The organism is Bradyrhizobium sp. LTSP849, assembly GCF_000938255.1.
Lineage (GTDB): Bacteria > Pseudomonadota > Alphaproteobacteria > Rhizobiales > Xanthobacteraceae > Bradyrhizobium.
The window spans coordinates 444,952-462,737 of record NZ_JYMR01000023.1 but is presented as its reverse complement, the minus strand read 5'-3'; the positions used below and the strand labels follow the sequence as shown (position 1 = coordinate 462,737).

Annotated in this window: 15 protein-coding genes; 9 read left to right on the top strand and 6 right to left on the bottom strand. The window is 64.1% G+C overall.

Going from position 1 to position 17,786, the window contains the following annotated elements:
• Window positions 1-51: 51 nt before the first annotated feature.
• From UB31_RS17950 to UB31_RS40070, 6 genes are read left to right on the top strand one after another with little or no spacing between them, the layout of a single operon-like run.
• Window positions 52-999: an ABC transporter permease gene (locus tag UB31_RS17950; RefSeq protein ID WP_045011809.1), complete on the top strand. Its 948-nt coding sequence runs from the start codon at window positions 52-54 to the stop codon at window positions 997-999.
• Window positions 992-1,879, top strand: a complete 888-nt coding sequence (locus tag UB31_RS17945; protein ID WP_045011808.1) for an ABC transporter permease — start codon at window positions 992-994, stop codon at window positions 1,877-1,879. The genes UB31_RS17950 and UB31_RS17945 overlap by 8 nt, the downstream gene beginning before the upstream one ends.
• Window positions 1,880-2,869, top strand: a complete 990-nt coding sequence (locus UB31_RS17940) for an ABC transporter ATP-binding protein (RefSeq protein WP_045011807.1) — start codon at window positions 1,880-1,882, stop codon at window positions 2,867-2,869. It begins immediately after the preceding gene.
• Complete coding sequence (locus UB31_RS17935) at window positions 2,866-3,825, top strand: ABC transporter ATP-binding protein (protein WP_045011806.1); 960 nt, start codon at window positions 2,866-2,868, stop codon at window positions 3,823-3,825. The genes UB31_RS17940 and UB31_RS17935 overlap by 4 nt, the downstream gene beginning before the upstream one ends.
• A 40-nt stretch (window positions 3,826-3,865) precedes the next feature.
• Complete coding sequence (locus UB31_RS17930) at window positions 3,866-5,266, top strand: amidase (protein WP_045011805.1); 1,401 nt, start codon at window positions 3,866-3,868, stop codon at window positions 5,264-5,266.
• A 54-nt stretch (window positions 5,267-5,320) separates the two neighbouring features.
• Window positions 5,321-7,642 carry a penicillin acylase family protein gene (locus tag UB31_RS40070; RefSeq protein ID WP_045011804.1) on the top strand — a complete coding sequence of 774 codons (2,322 nt, stop codon included), beginning with the start codon at window positions 5,321-5,323 and terminating at the stop codon, window positions 7,640-7,642.
• A gap of 53 nt (window positions 7,643-7,695) precedes the next feature.
• Here UB31_RS40070 and UB31_RS17920 read toward each other — a convergent pair whose 3' ends face one another.
• The 4 genes from UB31_RS17920 to UB31_RS17905 form a co-directional block, all read right to left on the bottom strand.
• Entirely contained in the window at window positions 7,696-8,550 is an 855-nt protein-coding gene (locus UB31_RS17920) for a carbohydrate ABC transporter permease (RefSeq protein ID WP_045011803.1), read from the bottom strand.
• Complete coding sequence (locus tag UB31_RS17915; protein ID WP_045011802.1) at window positions 8,547-9,434, bottom strand: carbohydrate ABC transporter permease; 888 nt, start codon at window positions 9,432-9,434, stop codon at window positions 8,547-8,549. The genes UB31_RS17920 and UB31_RS17915 overlap by 4 nt, the downstream gene beginning before the upstream one ends.
• Before the next feature lie 69 nt (window positions 9,435-9,503).
• Complete coding sequence (locus UB31_RS17910) at window positions 9,504-10,847, bottom strand: extracellular solute-binding protein (protein ID WP_197090825.1); 1,344 nt, start codon at window positions 10,845-10,847, stop codon at window positions 9,504-9,506.
• Window positions 10,848-10,960: 113 nt separating this feature from the next.
• On the bottom strand, window positions 10,961-11,998 hold the full coding sequence (locus UB31_RS17905) for a LacI family DNA-binding transcriptional regulator (protein ID WP_045006961.1): 1,038 nt from the start codon (window positions 11,996-11,998) through the stop codon (window positions 10,961-10,963).
• Between the two features lie 139 nt (window positions 11,999-12,137).
• Here UB31_RS17905 and UB31_RS42585 point away from each other — a divergent pair, with 139 nt between their 5' ends.
• The 3 genes from UB31_RS42585 to UB31_RS17885 are packed head-to-tail and all read left to right on the top strand — an operon-like array spanning window position 12,138 to window position 16,114.
• Window positions 12,138-14,057 (top strand): 6-phosphogluconolactonase, encoded by a 1,920-nt coding sequence (locus tag UB31_RS42585; RefSeq protein WP_245306010.1) that lies wholly within the window; start codon window positions 12,138-12,140, stop codon window positions 14,055-14,057.
• 10 nt (window positions 14,058-14,067) lie between these two features.
• A complete protein-coding gene (locus UB31_RS17890; RefSeq protein ID WP_045011801.1) occupies window positions 14,068-15,117 on the top strand; it encodes a Gfo/Idh/MocA family protein in 1,050 nt (349 codons plus the stop codon).
• Window positions 15,104-16,114 carry a Gfo/Idh/MocA family protein gene (locus UB31_RS17885; protein ID WP_045011800.1) on the top strand — a complete coding sequence of 337 codons (1,011 nt, stop codon included), beginning with the start codon at window positions 15,104-15,106 and terminating at the stop codon, window positions 16,112-16,114. Before UB31_RS17890 ends, UB31_RS17885 begins: the two co-directional genes overlap by 14 nt.
• Before the next feature lie 48 nt (window positions 16,115-16,162).
• Here the strand turns inward: UB31_RS17885 and UB31_RS17880 are convergent, their stop codons facing one another.
• Both UB31_RS17880 and UB31_RS17875 read right to left on the bottom strand, forming a co-directional pair.
• Complete coding sequence (locus tag UB31_RS17880; RefSeq protein ID WP_045011799.1) at window positions 16,163-17,569, bottom strand: Asp-tRNA(Asn)/Glu-tRNA(Gln) amidotransferase GatCAB subunit A; 1,407 nt, start codon at window positions 17,567-17,569, stop codon at window positions 16,163-16,165.
• A 2-nt stretch (window positions 17,570-17,571) separates the two neighbouring features.
• Entirely contained in the window at window positions 17,572-17,784 is a 213-nt protein-coding gene (locus UB31_RS17875; protein WP_156163274.1) for a hypothetical protein, read from the bottom strand.
• Window positions 17,785-17,786: the final 2 nt, after the last annotated feature.

The following is a 17,786-nucleotide window of genomic DNA, read 5'->3' as shown; positions in this document are numbered from 1 at the left end:
TCGCAAAACGGCTGGCTGGGCAGGAGCAAAAAGCGTCGTATCGGGTATCTCATGTTTCGCACGATCAGCGTCCGTCTCATGCAATCCATACCGGTCCTGCTGCTGGTTGCAGTGCTGTCTTTCATCCTGATGCACCTTCTGCCGGGAGACCCTGCGGTCGTGATCGCCGGAGCCGATGCCGCGCCAGCGGCGGTTGAACGGATTCGTCGTGAACTCGGCCTCGACCAGTCGATCTGGCGGCAACTGCTGTCCTGGTTCCTCAACCTGGCACAGGGCAAGTTCGGCAGTTCGCTGATGCTGAACCAGACCGTGCTCTCCGCGGTCGGGGAGCGCTTGCCGGTGACGTTGTCGCTCGCCGCCCTGTCGCTCGCCATCACCTTGCCGATCGGGATCGCACTCGGCATCCTGGCCGCCTATTTCCGGAGCAGCTGGATCGATGCGGGTGTCATGGCGATCGCGCTGATCGGGGTTTCGGCCCCGAGTTTCTGGATCGCAATCGTGTCGGTCATCTTGTTCAGCGTAAAGCTCGGATGGGTACCGTCCGCTGGCTACGCGCCGTTGCTGACGGCAGGCCCCGGCGCCTGGTTCGCCTCGCTGATCCAGCCCGCCATGGTGCTCAGCCTGTTTCAGATCGGCTTCCTGGCGCGCATGACACGCTCGGCGATGCTCGATGTGCTCGAGCAGGATTTCATCCGGACGGCGCGCGCCAAGGGCGTCAGCGAGTGGCGAACCGTCGGCAAGCACGGCTTCCGCAATGCTCTGGTTGCCGTCGTGACGGTCAGCGGCATCATCCTGAGTCTCCTGATCGGAGGTTCGGTCGTCGTGGAACAGGTATTTGCGTTGCCGGGCATCGGCCGGCTCGTGGTGCAGGGGATCATGGCCCGCGACTACCCGCTGATCCAGGGCACCATGCTGTTGTTCGGCTTCGCCTTCGTGCTGATCAACGTTGCCGTGGATATCGTCTACACCCTGGTCGACCCGCGGGTGCGCTATGACTGACGTCGGGCTCGTTGCGCCATCCACGCAGATACTGGCGGAACGCCGGCGATTTCGAGTCCTGCGCAAGCTCGCTGCTCACCGGTCGTTCAAGATCGGACTGGTGGTCGTGACCGTTCTGGTGCTTTGCGCGATCATCGGGCCGCTGCTGACCGGCACCGACCCGACGGCAATGAGCATTCGCTACCGGTTCAAGCCGCCGTCGGCGCGCTTCCCGTTCGGCAGCGATCAATATGGGCGGGACATCCTCACGCGTGTGCTCTATGGCGGCCGGCTGTCTCTGTCGATCGGGTTTTCGGTGGCCCTGCTCTCGGGCGTGTTCGGCGCCATGATCGGTGTCCTGGCGGGATATTTTCGCGCGATCGATCCGTACGTCATGCGGTTGATGGACGCGCTGATGGCATTCCCGGCGATCCTGCTGGCGATCGGTATCGGCGCGGCGCTCGGCGCGCAAGCCAGCAGCATCGTGGTGGCGCTGGCAGTCGCCTATGTGCCGCGGACAGCGCGCATCGTCCGTGCCTCGGTGCTGGTCATTCGCGAGATGGAATATCTGCAGGCCGCGCGGGTGAGCGGTGCCGGCGACGCGCACATCATCGTCAAGCACGTGCTGCCCAATTGCCTCGGACCGCTGATCGTCCAGCTGACCTTCATCTTTGCCTATGCCATCGTTGCGGAAGCGACGCTCAGCTTTCTCGGCATCGGCCCGCCGCCGCCGGCCCCGAGCTGGGGCAACATCATCGCGGAAGGGCGCGACTACTCGGTCGAGGCATGGTGGGTGATGCTGTTTCCCGGTCTCGCGGTCAGCCTCGCTGCGCTCGGCATGAATCTGCTCGGCGACGGGCTGCGCGACGTGTTCGATCCGCGCTTGAAGATCGAGACCTGAATGGCGCATCAAACCCTCCTGAGTGTCGAGAACCTCACGGTCCAGTTCCGCGGCGACGCCGGCTGGGTGAATGCCGTCGAAGGCGTGGACTTTGCCGTTCGCGCCGGCGAATGCCTCGGCATCGTCGGTGAGTCCGGCAGCGGCAAGAGCGTCAGCGCCCTTTCGATTCTCAAGCTGCATGGCCGTGCCAACACACGTTACGCATCGGGAACGATCCGCTACGGCGGACATGACCTGCTGACCGTTTCGCAACGCAGGCTGCGCCAGGTTCGCGGCGGGGAGATCGCCATGATCTTCCAGGATCCGATGTCCTCGCTCAATCCGGTCCTGAGCATCGCCGACCAGATCATGGAGCCGCTGCGCCAGCATCAGGGCCTCTCGGCGCGGGCTGCCCGTCGTCAGGCCATCGAGCTGCTGGAGATGGTGCGGATTTCCGACGCGTCGCGCCGCATCGATGATTACCCCCATCGGCTTTCCGGCGGCATGCGCCAGCGTGTCATGATCGCCATCGCAGTGGCGTGCCGCCCCAAACTCCTGATCGCAGACGAACCGACCACCGCCCTCGACGTCACCATTCAATCCCAGATCCTCGAATTGCTGCGCGAGTTGCAGCGTGAGATCGGCATGTCGGTGATTCTGATCACCCATGATCTCGGCGTGGTCGCGGAGTTCGCGCAGCGTGTCGTTGTCATGTATGCCGGGCGAGTTGTTGAATCCGCTGCCGTCCCTGCCCTGTTCGAACGGCCGATGCATCCTTACACCGAAGGCCTCATCCGCGCCGTGCCCGATCCCGACGCGGACGTACGCCGGCTCGCCACGATTCCCGGAAATATTCCGGATCCGTCGACGTTGATCGCGGGATGCCGGTTCAATCCGCGCTGCAGCGAGGCGATCAAGTCCTGCCTGACGAAGCCGCCGGCGCTGGTCGATGCCGGCGCCGACCATTTCGCGCGTTGTCCGCCGCGCATCGCCGCGGGAAGAACCGCATGAGTGGAGTACCCATCGTCGCCGTGCGCGAGTTGGTGAAGACCTTTGCGGCGCGGGGTGCGTCGTTGCGCGCCGTCGATAGTGTCAATTTCGATGTCGGGCAAGGTGAGACACTCGGCCTGGTCGGGGAGTCCGGCTCGGGGAAGTCCACCACGGGACGTATTCTGGTGGGGCTCGAGGCCGCGACCAGCGGATCGATCAAGCTGTTCGGCCAGGAGATTTCTTCGGCGAGCGGCAAGGCCGCGCTCAGGACAGTGCGCCGACGGCTGCAATTCGTGTTTCAAGACCCGCAAAATTCTCTCAATCCCCGCATGCGCGCGCAGGACGCGATCGCGGAGCCGCTCGACGTCGCGGGCGGTCTGTCGCGCGCCGCCCGCAATGATCGCGTCCGCGAACTGCTGGAAATGGTCGGTCTGCCGCGGTCGTGTGGCGACCGTTTCCCCCATGAATTTTCCGGCGGCCAACGCCAACGCATCGGCATCGCGCGAGCGTTGGCGCTGAAGCCGGAATTCATCGTCTGCGACGAACCGGTATCGTCGCTCGACGTGTCGATGCAGGCTCAAATCGTCAACCTGCTGCTCGACCTCCAGGAGCGGCTCGGCCTCAGCTATCTCTTCATCGCTCATGATCTCGCGGTGGTCCGCAGCATTTCAGCGCGGGTGGCGGTGATGTATGCCGGCAGCATCGTCGAGATCGCGCCCAGGCACGAACTGTACACCGCTCCCCGGCATCCCTACACGCAGGCGCTGCTTGCGGCGATCCCTCGCATCAAGTCGAACAAGGCCCGCGCCGCGGTCGTTACCGGCGAGCTGCCGAGCCAAATCGACACCGTGCCGGGCTGCACGTTTCATCCACGTTGTCCGTTCGCGTTCGAACGCTGTCGAGCCGAGAGGCCGAAGCTGCGAGAGATCGCTTCGGGCCATCTCGCCGCCTGCCACCTTCACGAAGTCCCCGCCTGACGGCTGCCGCCGCCGCTTTGCCGAATGATGGAGTTCTGAGATGTCTGATCGCGATCTACTCTTTATGCCGGCCACGACCGCCGCAAGCCTGATCCGTAAACGCGCGCTGTCTCCTGTGGAGTATGTCGACGCCGTGCTGGGCGCGATCGAGCGGACACAGCCGACGCTCAATGCCTACGCGACGGTAACCGCCGACGCGGCGCGGGCGCAGGCGCGGGTCGCGGAGCAGGCCGTCATGGCTGGCGAGCAACTCGGGCCGCTGCACGGCATCCCCGTCAGCATCAAGGATCTCTTTGCCACCAAGGGCGTGCGCACTGCGCACGGATCGGCGATCCTCGCTGACAACATTCCCGCGCAGGACGATATCCTGGTGACTCGCCTGAAGAACGCGGGCGCGATCATGGTAGGCAAATCGACCACACCTGAATTCGGTCACAAGGGCCACACCGACGGACCCAGCTTCGGGATCACGCGCAATCCCTGGAATCCCGAACGCACCGCAGGCGGATCGAGCGGTGGCGCGGCCGTCGCGTTGGCGGCCGGACTCGGGCCCCTGGGTCTCGGCACGGACGGCGCGGGATCGATCCGCATTCCCGCAGCCGCCTGCGGCGTGGTCGGACTAAAGCCGACCACGGGCGCGGTGCCCTATGAGCAAACCTCGGATTCCTTCTTCAACTATGCCGCGGCCGGTCCGTTGACGCGCACCGTAGCCGATGCTGCATTGATGATGGACAGCCTTGTGGGTCCGTCGACACTCGATCCCTGGTCGCTCGGTGCGCCCGGTAACGGGACGCTGATGCCGAGCCTGATCTCGGAGGATTTGTCCGGATTGCGGATCGGATATTTGTCCGCCATGAGCGACTGCAGCGCGGACGTTGCAGCAAACACCAAGGCGTCGCTCGCAGCCCTCGCAGCGCTCGGCGCCGAGGTAGAAGAGGCAGGCGCTGGAATGGACTGGATCGCGGGTCCTGCCCGGCTCATGTACCTCGCCAATCTGAACGTCTATTTCGGCCACCATCTGGAAAAATGGCGCGACCGGATGGACCCGGTCCTGGTAGAATGGATCGCAGCAGGCAGCCGCGCTACTTTGGTTGATTTTCGCAAGGCCCAGGTTGCCCGTTCGCGGCTCTATCGCGCCGTGCAGAGGCTCTTTGAAGACTACGACTTCCTCGTCACCCCTACCTTGCCCACGACTGCGATTACGACCGAGGCCGGCAAGACCGTCGACGCATTGTTCAATCGCGGCTGGAACGCTTTCGTCTATCCGTTCAACCAGAGCGGAAATCCGGCGCTGTCGGTGCCAAACGGATTCGGCGCCGATGGATTGCCGACCGGCCTGCAGATCGTCGGCCGCTGGTGGAAAGATAACGATGTTCTGCGCCTCGGTGCCATTCTGGAGCGAATTCGCCCCTGGGCCGATCGTCGACCGCCCGCGGCATGATTGATCGGGCGACGAAGCCCTTACCTGCAAGCCTGACAAGACTGGGAGAAGAGCGTGACAAACGCTGCCAATGACAGACCTTCATGCCTGCCTCAGACCAAAGGCACCGTCGTGCTGCGTGGTCTTGAGGACAAGGTCGACGTCCATCGCGACGCCTGGGGCATCCCTCACGTCCGCGCACGCGGAACGGCGGACGCCTTTTTTGCGCAAGGCTATGTCCATGCCCAGGACCGGCTCTGGCAGATGGACGCCGCGCGCCGGCGCATGCTGGGCCGCTGGGCGGAATGGGAAGGCAGCGCGGGTGTCGCGGCGGATACGCTGGCGCGGCAGCTCGATGTCGCGGGCGCGTCGCAGCGCGACTTCGCCGGTTTGTCGAGTGAAGCGCGCGCGATGCTCGAAGCCTATGCTAGCGGCGTCAACGCCTTCCTGGCGCAGGGCGCGCCGTTGCCGTTCGAGTACGGCCTGGTCGGAGGCGACGTCGAACGCTGGGAGCCGTGGCACTGCATCCTCGTGATGCGGCAGCGCGGCTATCTGATGGGCTCGGTCTGGTTCAAACTGTGGCGCGCGGCGGCCATGCGCAGAATCGGTCCGGATCACGTCGCCAAGCTGCGTTACGACGATGGCGGCCAGGATTTTCTCGCCACGCCGCCGGGTGCGGAAGGCAAGCGATGGACCGCCGCGCTGCAGGATCTGGCGCCAGCGATCGAAGCACTGGCAACGCTCGCAGGGCCGGAGGCCACCGATGGTGGCAGCAACAACTGGGCGATTGCCCCGTCGCGGACCGCAACCGGCCGGCCATTGCTGGCCGGCGATCCACACCGCGCCTTCGAGATGCCGAGCCTGTATTCACAGTTCCACCTCGCCTGCGACGCGTTCGATGCCATCGGGCTTTCGGTGCCGGGCGTGCCTGCATTCCCGCACTTTGCCCACAACGGCCATGTCGCTTTTTGTGTGACCCACGCCTTTGTCGATATCCACGATTTGTATGTCGAGAAATTCAAGCCCGGCGACGCGTCCCGCTACCTGTTCCGGAATGAATGGCGCACCAGCGATATCCGTCATGAACGCATCGCGGTTCGCGGTGGACCTGCCGTCGATGTCGAGGTGATCGCGACCCACCATGGGCCGGTGATCGCGGGCGATCCTCATCAGGGAGCGGCACTGACGCTGCGGTCGGTGCAGTTCGCGGAGCTTGATCGGTCGTTCGATTGTCTGCTGCCGATGCTGCGCGCTAGAAGCGTCGACGCGCTCTATGAGGCAACGCGAGGCTGGGGCCTGATCGATCACAATCTGGTCGCGGCCGATACCACCGGGCGGATCGGAAATCTCGTGCGCGCCATCGTGCCGCGGCGTCCGCGACTGAATGGTTGGCTGCCGGTGCCGGGCTGGACAGGAGAGTATGAATGGCAGGGTGTCATTCCCTGGGAGGATATGCCGCGCGCCTTTGATCCGCCGGAAGGCTTTCTGGTCACCGCCAACAACCGTGTCGTCACCGACGAGAATCCGGACTATCTGTGCACCGACTGTCATCCTCCGTACCGGGCCAGTCGCATCGCCGATCGGCTGGCCGAACTTCCGGCTGCGACCGTCAGTGACATGGGCAGCATCCATGCCGACACGCACAGCTTCACGGCGCGCGAATTCATCGCCCGCCTGAACCGGCTCCCGGTGATCGAAGGACCAGCTGCCGCGTTGCGCGACCTGATTGTGGATTGGGACGCCTGCATGGCTGCCAATTCAAAGGCGGCAGCTGCTTATGCGCGGACGCGACGCGAGCTTGCGCGTATCGTTCTCGAGCGGTCCGGTCTCAGCGCGGTGTCGCGAGATCCCGTCGCCCAGGTTGCCCCCGGCGTGGCGCCGCTCAATCAGATCTGGTGGGCACTCCCGTCATTGCTGCGCAACGACGATACCGCGTTCCTCGGAGGTTGGGATTGGGATCGCGCGCTGACAGCAGCGCTCAAGCGAGCAGCGGAGACTGACAAGGACAAGACATGGAACGACAAGACTTGGTCGGAGCTGCATCACGTCCGCATGTCGCATCCGTTGTCGGCGGCCTTCCCGCAGGCGGCGTCGCAGCTCGAACCGCCGGGGCTTCCGGTTGGTGGCGACAACGATACCATTATGGCCAACGGATGCTATTGGGCTACGTCAAGCCTGAACGCGGCCTATGGCGCGGTTGCGCGCTACGTCTTCGACGTGGGCAACTGGGACAACAGCGTCTGGGTCGTGTTTCACGGCGCGTCGGGGCACCCCGCGAGCCCGCATTTTGCCGATCAGCATGCGCAATGGGCCTCCGTCAAAATGGTTCCGATGTTGTACGACTGGAGCAAAATTGCGAAGGCCAGCGACCGGCTCGTGCTCGAGCCGTCCACCTAGGCCCCTCAAGGCGCTCCCTGCCCGTCCATCAAGCAGCTTACGCCAGCAAGGCGTCATTCTTTCAAACCGCTCGCGGCCACGCCACGCACGAAATTTCGACGCATCAGCGAAAAGAACAGCGCGCTCGGAACCAGAGCCAGGGCGGCGGCCGCGCTGAGATGACCGATATCGACGGTGAAACCGGTTTGAAACAAGGCTAGCCCAACCTCAAGCGTATAGGTGTCCTTGTTGGTCATGACGACGAGAGGCCACGCGAACGCGGTCCAGGCCTGAAAGAACGCCAGCACGGCGAGAGCTCCCAACGGGCCGCGCATCAGCGGCAGCACGATCCGCAGGAAGATCCAGCCCTCCCCCGCGCCATCCACCCGCGCAGCCTCCAGGAGTTCGTCGGGGATCGACGTCATCACGTATTGCCGCACCAGGAAGATGCCGAAGCTCATGATGAGATAGCCGACCAGAAGCCCGGGCCAGGTGTTCAACAGTCCGGCGGACTGGACGTTGAGGTAGAGCGGGATCATGTAGACTTCGAAGGGAACGACGGCCGTCGCGATGATGATGCCGAAGATGACCGGGATCCCCGGAAGATCGAACTTGCCGAGCACATAACCGGCGATCGCCGACGTGCTGACGATGCTCGCGGTCGAGAGCGTCGCAAAGATGAGCGAGTTGCCGATCCAGCGAAACAGCGGCGTTTCGCGCATGACGCTGACGATGTTTTCCAGCGTCGGCTGGTGTGGAATGATAGTCGGCGGCCAGGCCAGCAGCTCCGGCGGCGTCTTGAACGCGTTGCTGATCAGGAACACCAGCGGCAAAAGCATCATCAGGCTGACCGCGCAAAGAACGGCGTCTATCACGAGGCCGACGACACGGTTCTGACCGACGACGGACGGATGATCGGGCTCGCTCATGCGCGGCTCCGATCGCGGAACAGCCTGAACTGCGCGCCGGTCAGAATGAGGACGATAACGAGAAGCACGACGGCTTCGGCGGCTGCATAGCCGACCCGGTAATTGCGAAAGCTGTTTTCGAGCATGTCGAGGACGAGAACGCGAACGAGGTGTCCCGGCGCACCCTGGACGTCCGATGCGAGCACGAAGGCCTGCGCATAGATATTGTAGGACGAAATCAGCGTAATAACCGACACGTACAACATGACAGGCTTTAGCAGCGGCACGGCAATGTAGCGGAAGGCCTGAAGCGACGAGGCGCCGTCGAGGCGCGCGGCCTCGTAGAGTGCATCCGGAACGTTCTTCAGTCCGACAAGGAAGATGAGGACGGCATAGCCGATCGCCTGCCAGGAGCAAAGAACGATCAGGCACACCAGGGACAGGACGGGGTCGAACAACCACGATTGGGCCGGAATCCCGACCAGTCCGATCAGGGCATTGAGCGGTCCGAGCCGGGCGTCGAAAATCCATTTCCAGGCCATTGCCGCCGGAACCAATGAGACGACGTGCGGCAGGAAGACCGAGGCTTCGTAGACGCCGCTGTGCCGCAGCCCCTGCCGACTGTTGATCAACGCGGCGAGCGCGAGCGCGACGGGAATGGTGATCGCCACGACGCTGAAGGCGATGATGGTGGTGTTGAATATCGCCTCGAGAAATAGCGGGTCGCTCGCCAACTCGATGAAGTTGGCGAACCCGACGAATGGCTTGCGCCGCGAGATGATATTCCATTGGAAGAAGCTGAGCCGCAGCGTCTCGATGATGGGATAGACGCGGATACAGCCATAGAGCCCGAGGACCGGAAGCAACGCCAGAACTGGAAACAGCCATTTCGGCGTGGTGCGCATGGATCCTCCGGCAAGCGCCGGTCAGCGGCCGACGCCTGGATTGGGCGGGTCGCCCCTGTCGGTGAAGGTCTAGGGTTTGGCCAGCAGGTCTTCCCGGGCGAGGATCTTGTCGCTTTCCTCGGCCGCAGATTTCAGGAAAGCATCGATCGCGGCATCGTTGCCCGCCAGCGATTTGTCAGTGAATGCCTTCTCCAGTCGCGCCGCAAGCCGGGTGAGGATTTCGCTGGCAGGGCTGATCGCCGGAACCGTGAAGAAGACGTGGTCAGCCGGGACGTTGACGAAAGCGTCGAGCTGCGGGATTTTCTTGAGAACGGCGGAGTAGTCGAGGCCCTTGCGGTTGGGGACCCAGGCCGTGTTCTCAAGCAGCCAGAGCAGATTTTCCGGCTCATTTGCCTTTTGCACGAAGTCCCAGGCGATCTGGCTCTTCGGTCCCTTGTTCGGCACGTAGAGATCGACCGGGACCATCAGCGTGCCCTTGGGCAATGGGGCTGTGGCGTATTTGAGGTTGGGCGCCTTCTTGGCGACGTCGCCAATCACCCAGGATTCCCGAATGAACATTGCCGTCTGGCCGAGCTCGAAGGCTTCCGCATCGGCCTTCATCTCGGGGGTCACCGTCCGGTAGACCACGACGTTGTCGAGATATTGCTTCAGCGCGGTGCGGCCGGCTTCGCTCGCGTAGGCGGCGCGCCATTTTCCGCCCTTCTCTTCAAGCAGCGTGCCCCCGTGATTATAGAGGATAGTCCAGTACTTCTCCGCGATGCCCGAGCCGCCGCCGCTGAGACGCAAGCTCCATCCGCTCACCTGGAGCACGCCGGACGCATCGCGTTGCGCGAGCTTCTGGGCGTAGGCCGTGTAGTCGGCCATGGTCTTGGGCGGACCCTCGAGGCCGGCCTTGGCGAGCATGTCGGTGTTGTAGAACAGCGCGCCCTGCCCCTGGAACAACGGCACACCGAAAATCTTGCCGTCGTACGTGGCGGTCTTCACGCGCGTCATGTCGTAATTGGCTTTGACGAAATCGACGATCGGCGCCGGCGGCTCCGGGATGAGGCCAGCCTCGAGATATCGTGCCGCCTCGACCTCCATCTCGATGACATCCCCGGCCGCGCCAGATGGAAGCGACAGCGCAAGCCGCTTCTCGTGCTCACGCAGGGCAATCGCCTCGACGCTGACTTCGAGATCCGGATATTTGCTCTTCAGCTGGTCGCCGACCCGCTTGTAGAACGGGGCGAGGTCGGGCCAGCCGCTCCAAATGGTCAGCTTCTCGGCCGATGCGGGCGAAGCAAATACTGGTGCTGCAACAGCAAGCGCCAGTGACAGCGCGGCTGACATCAGGGAACGGCGACCCGAATTCGCCGGGCGAATGCTGTCCTCGAGACGCGTGATATAGCCAAACCTGCCGACGGGTTTCACCATGAGGGTCATTCTCACAATACGGAATGGGACAAATTCTGCGAAAAAGCTCGCATGCAACCGGTTGCGTGTCAATTGTGATCCATTGCCGCTTTCCGAGGCCGTTGACTAAATCGTCAGCGGCCTCGCCGCTTCGCCGGCGCCGGACCGGTCGAGGCGCGAATGACGAGATGAGAATTCAGTTTGTGGCGGATCTCTCCCGACACGCCGCCATTCATCTGGCTGAGCAGGAGACCAACCGCGACATCGCCCGCATCGGCACAGCGCGCCGACACGGTGGTGAGCGGTGGATAGGTGGTTTCGCCGAGGACGTCATCGCAGCCGACGACACTGAATGATTTCGGCACCTCGACGTCGAGCGCCGCGAGCCCTGCCAGCAGGCCTTGAGCGACAAGGTCGTCGAACGCGATCGCCGCGGTGACGCCGCTGGCGGCAATCTGGGTGGCTGCCAGCCGGCCGGTGTCGTAGGACGGTGGGCGCGCGGGAACGGCGATCACCTTGATCCCGCGCTTCTCCGCCTCGCGGCGGACGGCGTTGCGCCGTTGCTGGTTGGACCACGACGTTGTGGGGCCGCTGACATAGGCGATGTACCGGTGCCCCAACTCGTCAAGATGCGCGATCGCAGCTGCGACACCTGGCGCCGTGTCGATCAATACCCGTGTAATGCCCTCGATATCGCGATTGATGAGCACCAACGGCCGACGCGTCGCATGGCGCCTTATGTGCTCTTCATCCAGACGGGATGAGGCGAGGACAAGCCCCTCCACCTGGCCGATGAAGCGGCCGACCAGCAATTCCTCGCGCGCGGGATCTTCGTCCGAATTGCCGAGGAAAACGCACAGCCCCGCCTGGTCGGCGCGCAGTTGCGCAGCCCTGATCAGCGGCGGAAAGAACGGGTTGGCGACATCGGAGACGATGAGCGCGACATTGCCGTGGCGTCCAGTCGAGAGTGCGCGAGCGACCTGGTTCGGCACGTAGCCCAACTTATCGGCGACCTCCTTGACGCGCCGGACAGTCTCTTCGGTCAGCATCTCAGGTCGCGAGAAGGCGCGCGATACGGTCGCGCGCGAAACCCCGGAGGCCTTCGCAACCTGACTGATCGTCGGCACGACCGCTGGACGCCGCTCCCCGCCGCTCTCGGAATCGCGCTTCACCGCAGGCCGCCTCCACTGCATGGCATGCCATTACACATGCCTTGATAGGGCCTAGGGCGCAAGCTTGACATGCAACCGGTTGCATTACATTCTCGTCGCTCGGGGGTAACGAGTGGGCCCGGCAGAACCATGGATGCGCATGACGGCTTCGGCACCTCCCTCAATCCTGACATTTGAAACGCGGGGTGCGATGGGCCGGGCGGCTGCCGCGGATGTCGCTGCCGTGCTGCGCGACCGCCTCGCCCGGCAGAGCACGGTGCGGATGATTTTTGCCGCGGCGCCGAGCCAGGCGGAGATGCTGGACGCCCTTGCATGCGAGCGCGATATCGACTGGCGGCGCGTCACGGCCTTCCACATGGACGAATATCTCGGACTTCCAGCGGATGCACCGGAGCGCTTCGGGGCCTGGCTGACGCGTCATTTGTTCTCGCGTATCGCTTTCGGCGCCGTTCACCTGATCGGGCAAGAACCAGATCCGGACCGCGAAGCGGCGCGCTATGCGGCTCTTCTCAGCGAGGCCCCGATCGACATCATCTGCCTCGGCATCGGCGTCAATGGGCACTTGGCATTCAATGACCCGCCGGTCGCCGACCTGCATGACACGAAGCTGGTCAAAGTTGTCGAACTCGACGCGATCTGCCGGCAGCAACAAGTTGACGATGGCTGTTTCTCGACACTCGGGGACGTCCCGACACACGCGATCACGCTGACGATTCCCCGGCTGCTGGACGCCGGCCAGCTTTTCTGCGTCGTACCCGGCGCGTCCAAGCGAGCCGCCGTCGAGCGATCCCTGTACGGCCCGATCGGGACGGCCTGCCCGGCGAGTGCGCTCCGCACGCATCCGCGATGCACGCTGTATCTCGACCAGGAGTCCACGCCGCCGCAGCTCTCGTTGCAAACACCGGTGCGCATGACCGATCCGGCAACGCGCGTCTCGGGCCGCGACCCGGACACCGGGGAGCTCCGCACGATCGTCATTCAGGGCGGCCGGATCTCGGAGATCATTCCCGGCGGACCTGATGACGGGCTATGGCTGTCACTCGGCCTGTTCGATCTGCAATTGAATGGCTTTGCCGGCCACGATCTCAATGCGCGCCCCGATCCCCAGACGGTCCGCGACCTCGCCACAGCCGTCCACAACAGCGGCGTGTCGCGATTTGCCCCGACGCTCATCACGGCGTCGCACGATGCGATCATCGATGCGTTACAGGCTATAGCGCAGGCGCGCGATAGCGATCCGCTCCTCAAGCACGCGATGCCCTTCGTCCATCTTGAAGGACCGCATATCGCGCCGGAGGACGGTCCCCGCGGTGCGCATCCGGCCGAGCATGTCAGGCCGCCAAGTCTCGATGAGTTCGACGCCTGGCAAGCCGCCAGCGGAAACCTCATCAGCCTCGTGACATTGTCGCCGCACTGGCCGGAAACTGACGCGTATGTGCGCGGCCTTCGGGCTCGCGGAGTTCATGTCGCGCTCGGCCATACCAGCGCGACGCAGGATCAGATCTCTGCGGCCGTCGTGGCCGGAGCGATGCTGTCAACGCACCTTGGCAACGGCATCGCGGCCACGCTGCCGCGACATCCCAACCCGATCTGGACCCAACTGGCAGAAGACAGGTTGTGGGCGAGCTTCATCGCTGATGGCCATCACCTTCCCGCCGAGGCCTTCAAGTCCATGCTGCGTGCAAAGGGACTGGAGCGATCGATCCTGGTTTCAGACGCTGCCGCGCTCGCGGGTTGCGCACCTGGAATCTATGACGCGCCGATCGGCGGCAAGGTCGAGCTGAAAGCCAACGGCCGGCTGGAGGTCGTCGGCACGTCCTTTCTGGCGGGAGCTGCCGTCAGCCTCATGTTCGGAATAGCCACGGCCAGACGCATGGCCGGATTGACCCTGGCAGAGGCGCTGAGGCTGGCAACGATCAATCCCCGTATACCATTCGACCTTCCTGCGCTGACGGTCGGGGCGCCCGCCGATCTGCTGCGCTTCCATCTCGACGAGGATGGGTCTCTCGTGCCTGAGACGGTTTATGTTGCGGGCCGGCCGTACCCCTTCAACCCTTGAGGACTGAGACATGAACCGGCTTCGCATCGGATTGATCGGTCCAGGGGCGATCGGTGAAACGCACGCGCGGGCTATACGGGCACTCGACGAAACCGTTTTGTCCGCGATCGCCGGCGGCACGCCCGAGCAAATTGCAGCGTGCATGAATGGCGAACCCATTCCGACATTCGCAACCACCGACGCGATGCTGGCAAATGCCGAGATCGACGCGGTCGTGGTCTGCACCCCGAGCGGTGCTCACCATGACGCCGCACTTGCTGCGATCGAGGCCGGACGGCACGTGCTTGTCGAGAAACCGCTCTGCGTCGATCCGGCCGAGGCCGCATCCCTGGTCCGCGCCGCCGAGCGCTCGCAACTGACATGCGGCGTGGTTTCACAACGGCGTCTCGAACCCCAGCACCAGGCGATCAAGAACCTGCTCGACACAGGACGTCTCGGACAGGCGCGCCTGATCGAGGCGGCGATCCATTGGTACCGCTCTGACGCCTACTACGCGGAGAAACCCTGGCGCAGCGAAGCAGGGCACGGCGGGGGCTCGCTGTTCAACCAGGGGGTTCACAATCTCGATCTGATGCTCTGGCTGTTCGGGACCGTTGACAGTGTTCAGGGTAAGACGGCAACGCTCGGACACAACCACGCCGTCGAGGACACGACAGCGGCGCTGCTCTCCTTCGCATCCGGCACGCTTGGCGTGATCGTGACGAGCACGGCGCTGCCGCCGGGGCGGCCGGCCATGCTTCGACTATTCACGGATCGTGGCAGTTGCGAGCTCGCAAACGACAGCATCGTCCGCTGGGATTTTGCTGACGTTGCGGAGCCGCCAAGTGCGGCCGGGGTTGGAAGCGCCGCCAGCGATCCCAAGGCCATCGGCATCGACGGGCATATCGCGCAATGGCGCGACTTCGTCCAGGCTGTCCGGGAGCGACGGGCGCCCGCGAGCTCGTTCAGGGACGGATTCGAAGCTGCGAGACTGGTTGACGCCATCTATCGCTCGGCCGCGGAAGGTCGGGCCGTCAGCCCCAGCCAGATCGCACCGGAGGTCAGTCATGCCGGCGCGTAGTTCCGAGACGATCGACATAGCTATCATTGGCGCAGCCCACCCGCATGTCGAATATGTACTTTCAGAGATTGCGAACCGAACCGACGTCAGGGTCGTGGCCATCGCCGACCATGACCCGGCGCGACGCGCCGAGCTCGAACGACGCACCATGGCGCCTGGCTACGCCGACCCGAATACGCTTCTGGATGCGTATCCGATTCAGGCTGCGGCGGTCTTCACCGAGTTCGGTCTTCGCGCTCCGATCGTGGCCGAACTTTTGCGCCGCGGCATATTCGCGATCGCCGACAAGCCCATGGCGGTGACCCTGGCCCAGCTCGCAACAATCGAAGACGCGCTTGCCGGGCGCAATTTGCTGACGCTTCTGCTCGAGAAGCGGTTCTATCCGGTGACGCTCGCGCTCCGCTCAGTGATCGAGAGCGGCGAACTGGGGGACGTCGTATCCATCAGCGCAACCGGGCCACACAAGCTCGTCCCGAGCCGCCGCCCGGCGTGGATGTTCGAGCCCGCGACTTATGGCGGCATCCTCGCTGACCTGACAGTCCACGACATTGATCTCGCGCTTTGGTTGACGGGGTACAGCAGTGGCACGATCAGCGGCTGGATCTCGCCGACCCCGGCGGCCGGCACGACGAACTTTCCCGCGCTGGGGCGTGCCATCCTCGCCTGCGATGGCGGCCCGCAATTCGCGATCGAGGTCGACTGGATCCAGCCCGAAGCGTCGCCACGGCATGGCGACTATGCCATGCGGATGTCCGGGACAAAGGGCCGTGCTGACGTTCTCTTCGCGGAAAACCGACTGCTCGTCGAGACGGCGACTAGACCCCGGCGCGAAGTCGACCTGCCCGTGGGCGCCTCGCCTGCCGGCTTCGTCTTTGATCATCTTGCCCATGGCAAGACCTTGCAACTTCCTGCAAGCGAGGCCCTGCGCGCCACGCGCATCGCAATACTCGCTCAGGAGAGTGCGGCGAATGGTGGGAAACCCATGCGATGGGGCTGAGCTTCCTTGCGATCAGACTGACTGACACTATCGCAGGCAACCTATCGCCTAGCCCCTAGCAAGCGTCGGGCGCCGGGTGCTCAGCCCCGTCGCGGACTCGAAGGCGGCGCCGATGCGGAGCACCATGCTTTCATCGAAGGCGCGGCCGACGATTTGCATCGACAGCGGCAGGCCCGACGCCGAGAAGCCGGTCGGAATCGACATGGCCGGATTGCCGGTGACGTTGAACGGCATGGTTTGGATCGGCCAGTTGGGCGGGCTGTTCGGATCGATATCGGCGAAGGCCGGCGCCGGCATCAGTGCGCTCGCCGTGATCAGCGCATCATAGTTCTTGAGCTGCAGATTGACCGCGCGCGACAGTTCGCGACGCAACCGCATCGCCTGCTGGATATCGGCCCCGGTTACAAAAGCGCCGAGCGTCATCCGCAGATAGGTCAGCTGACCGAAATCGAGCGGCCGCCTCTGGAAGTCCTGCTCATGAATCGCGAACGCCTCGGTGTACATGATGATGCGGCCGCAGGCATTGAACAGGTCGTAGTCCGGCAGCGTGATCTCCTCGACCACAGCGCCGAGCTTCGCAAGCCGCTCCGCGGCGCGATCGATCGCCGCAACCACCTCGGCCGACACATCTTCCGCCTTGGCGAAAAAATGCCTGGGCAGGCCGATCCGCAGCCCGTCCACACCCCGATCGAGCCCATCCAGATAGTTCGGTATGGGAATATCGACGCTGGCCGGATCGAGCGCGTCATAACCGGCGATCGTCTGCAGCGCGATCGCGCTATCCTCGACCGTCCACGACAACGGGCCGCAATGGTCGAGCGTAGTTGACAGCGGAAACACGCCGCGTCGGGAGACCAGGCCGTAGGTCGGCTTCAACCCGACCGTGCCGCAATAGGCGGCGGGGCCTCGGATCGAGCCGCCGGTGTCCGAACCCATCGCCATGCGCACCAGCCCGGCGGCAACCGCAGCCCCCGAACCGGAGGACGAGCCGCCAGGAATGTGCTCACGATTCCAGGGATTGCGCGCCGGCGGAAACGGCAGATCGAAGCTCGGACCGCCGAGCGCGAATTCATGGGTGGCAAGCTTGCCGAGCAGCACTGCACCTTGCGCCTTGAACTTGCTCTCCACCACGGAATCGGCGGCCGGCACATGATCCAGCCGCAGCTTGGAATGGCAGGTCGAACGGATACCGGCGGTGTCGTAGATGTCTTTCAGCGCGTAAGGCACGCCCTGCATCGGCCCGCCGTCGATCCCTTTGGCGAATGCGGCGTCCGCGGCCGCAGCATCGGCACGGGCGCGATCGGCGGTCACCGTGATGAAGCTGTCGAGCGCGGGATCGATCGCGGCAATGCGCGACAGCGCGTCCTCGGTGAGCGCCGTCGAGGTGATCGATCCGTCGCGCAGCTTGCGGCCGGCGTCGGCGATGCTGAGCTCGAACAATTTCGTATCGCTCATGATCAAAGCCCCCGCGTCACGCTCTGGATCGAGAATGTGCCGGCCGGCTCGTCTGCCGCGGTGCGCGGCTGGCGCATCGTGGCCAGCATGCGGCGCAGATCCTTGAAGCCCGCGAACAGCGCAGCTTTGCGGTCTTCGGGAATGGCAAGGCCAGCGCGTTTGGCGAGAACGTCGAATTCAAGGGCAAGCGCGGCTTCGTCGGGCGTTTCCGGCATGA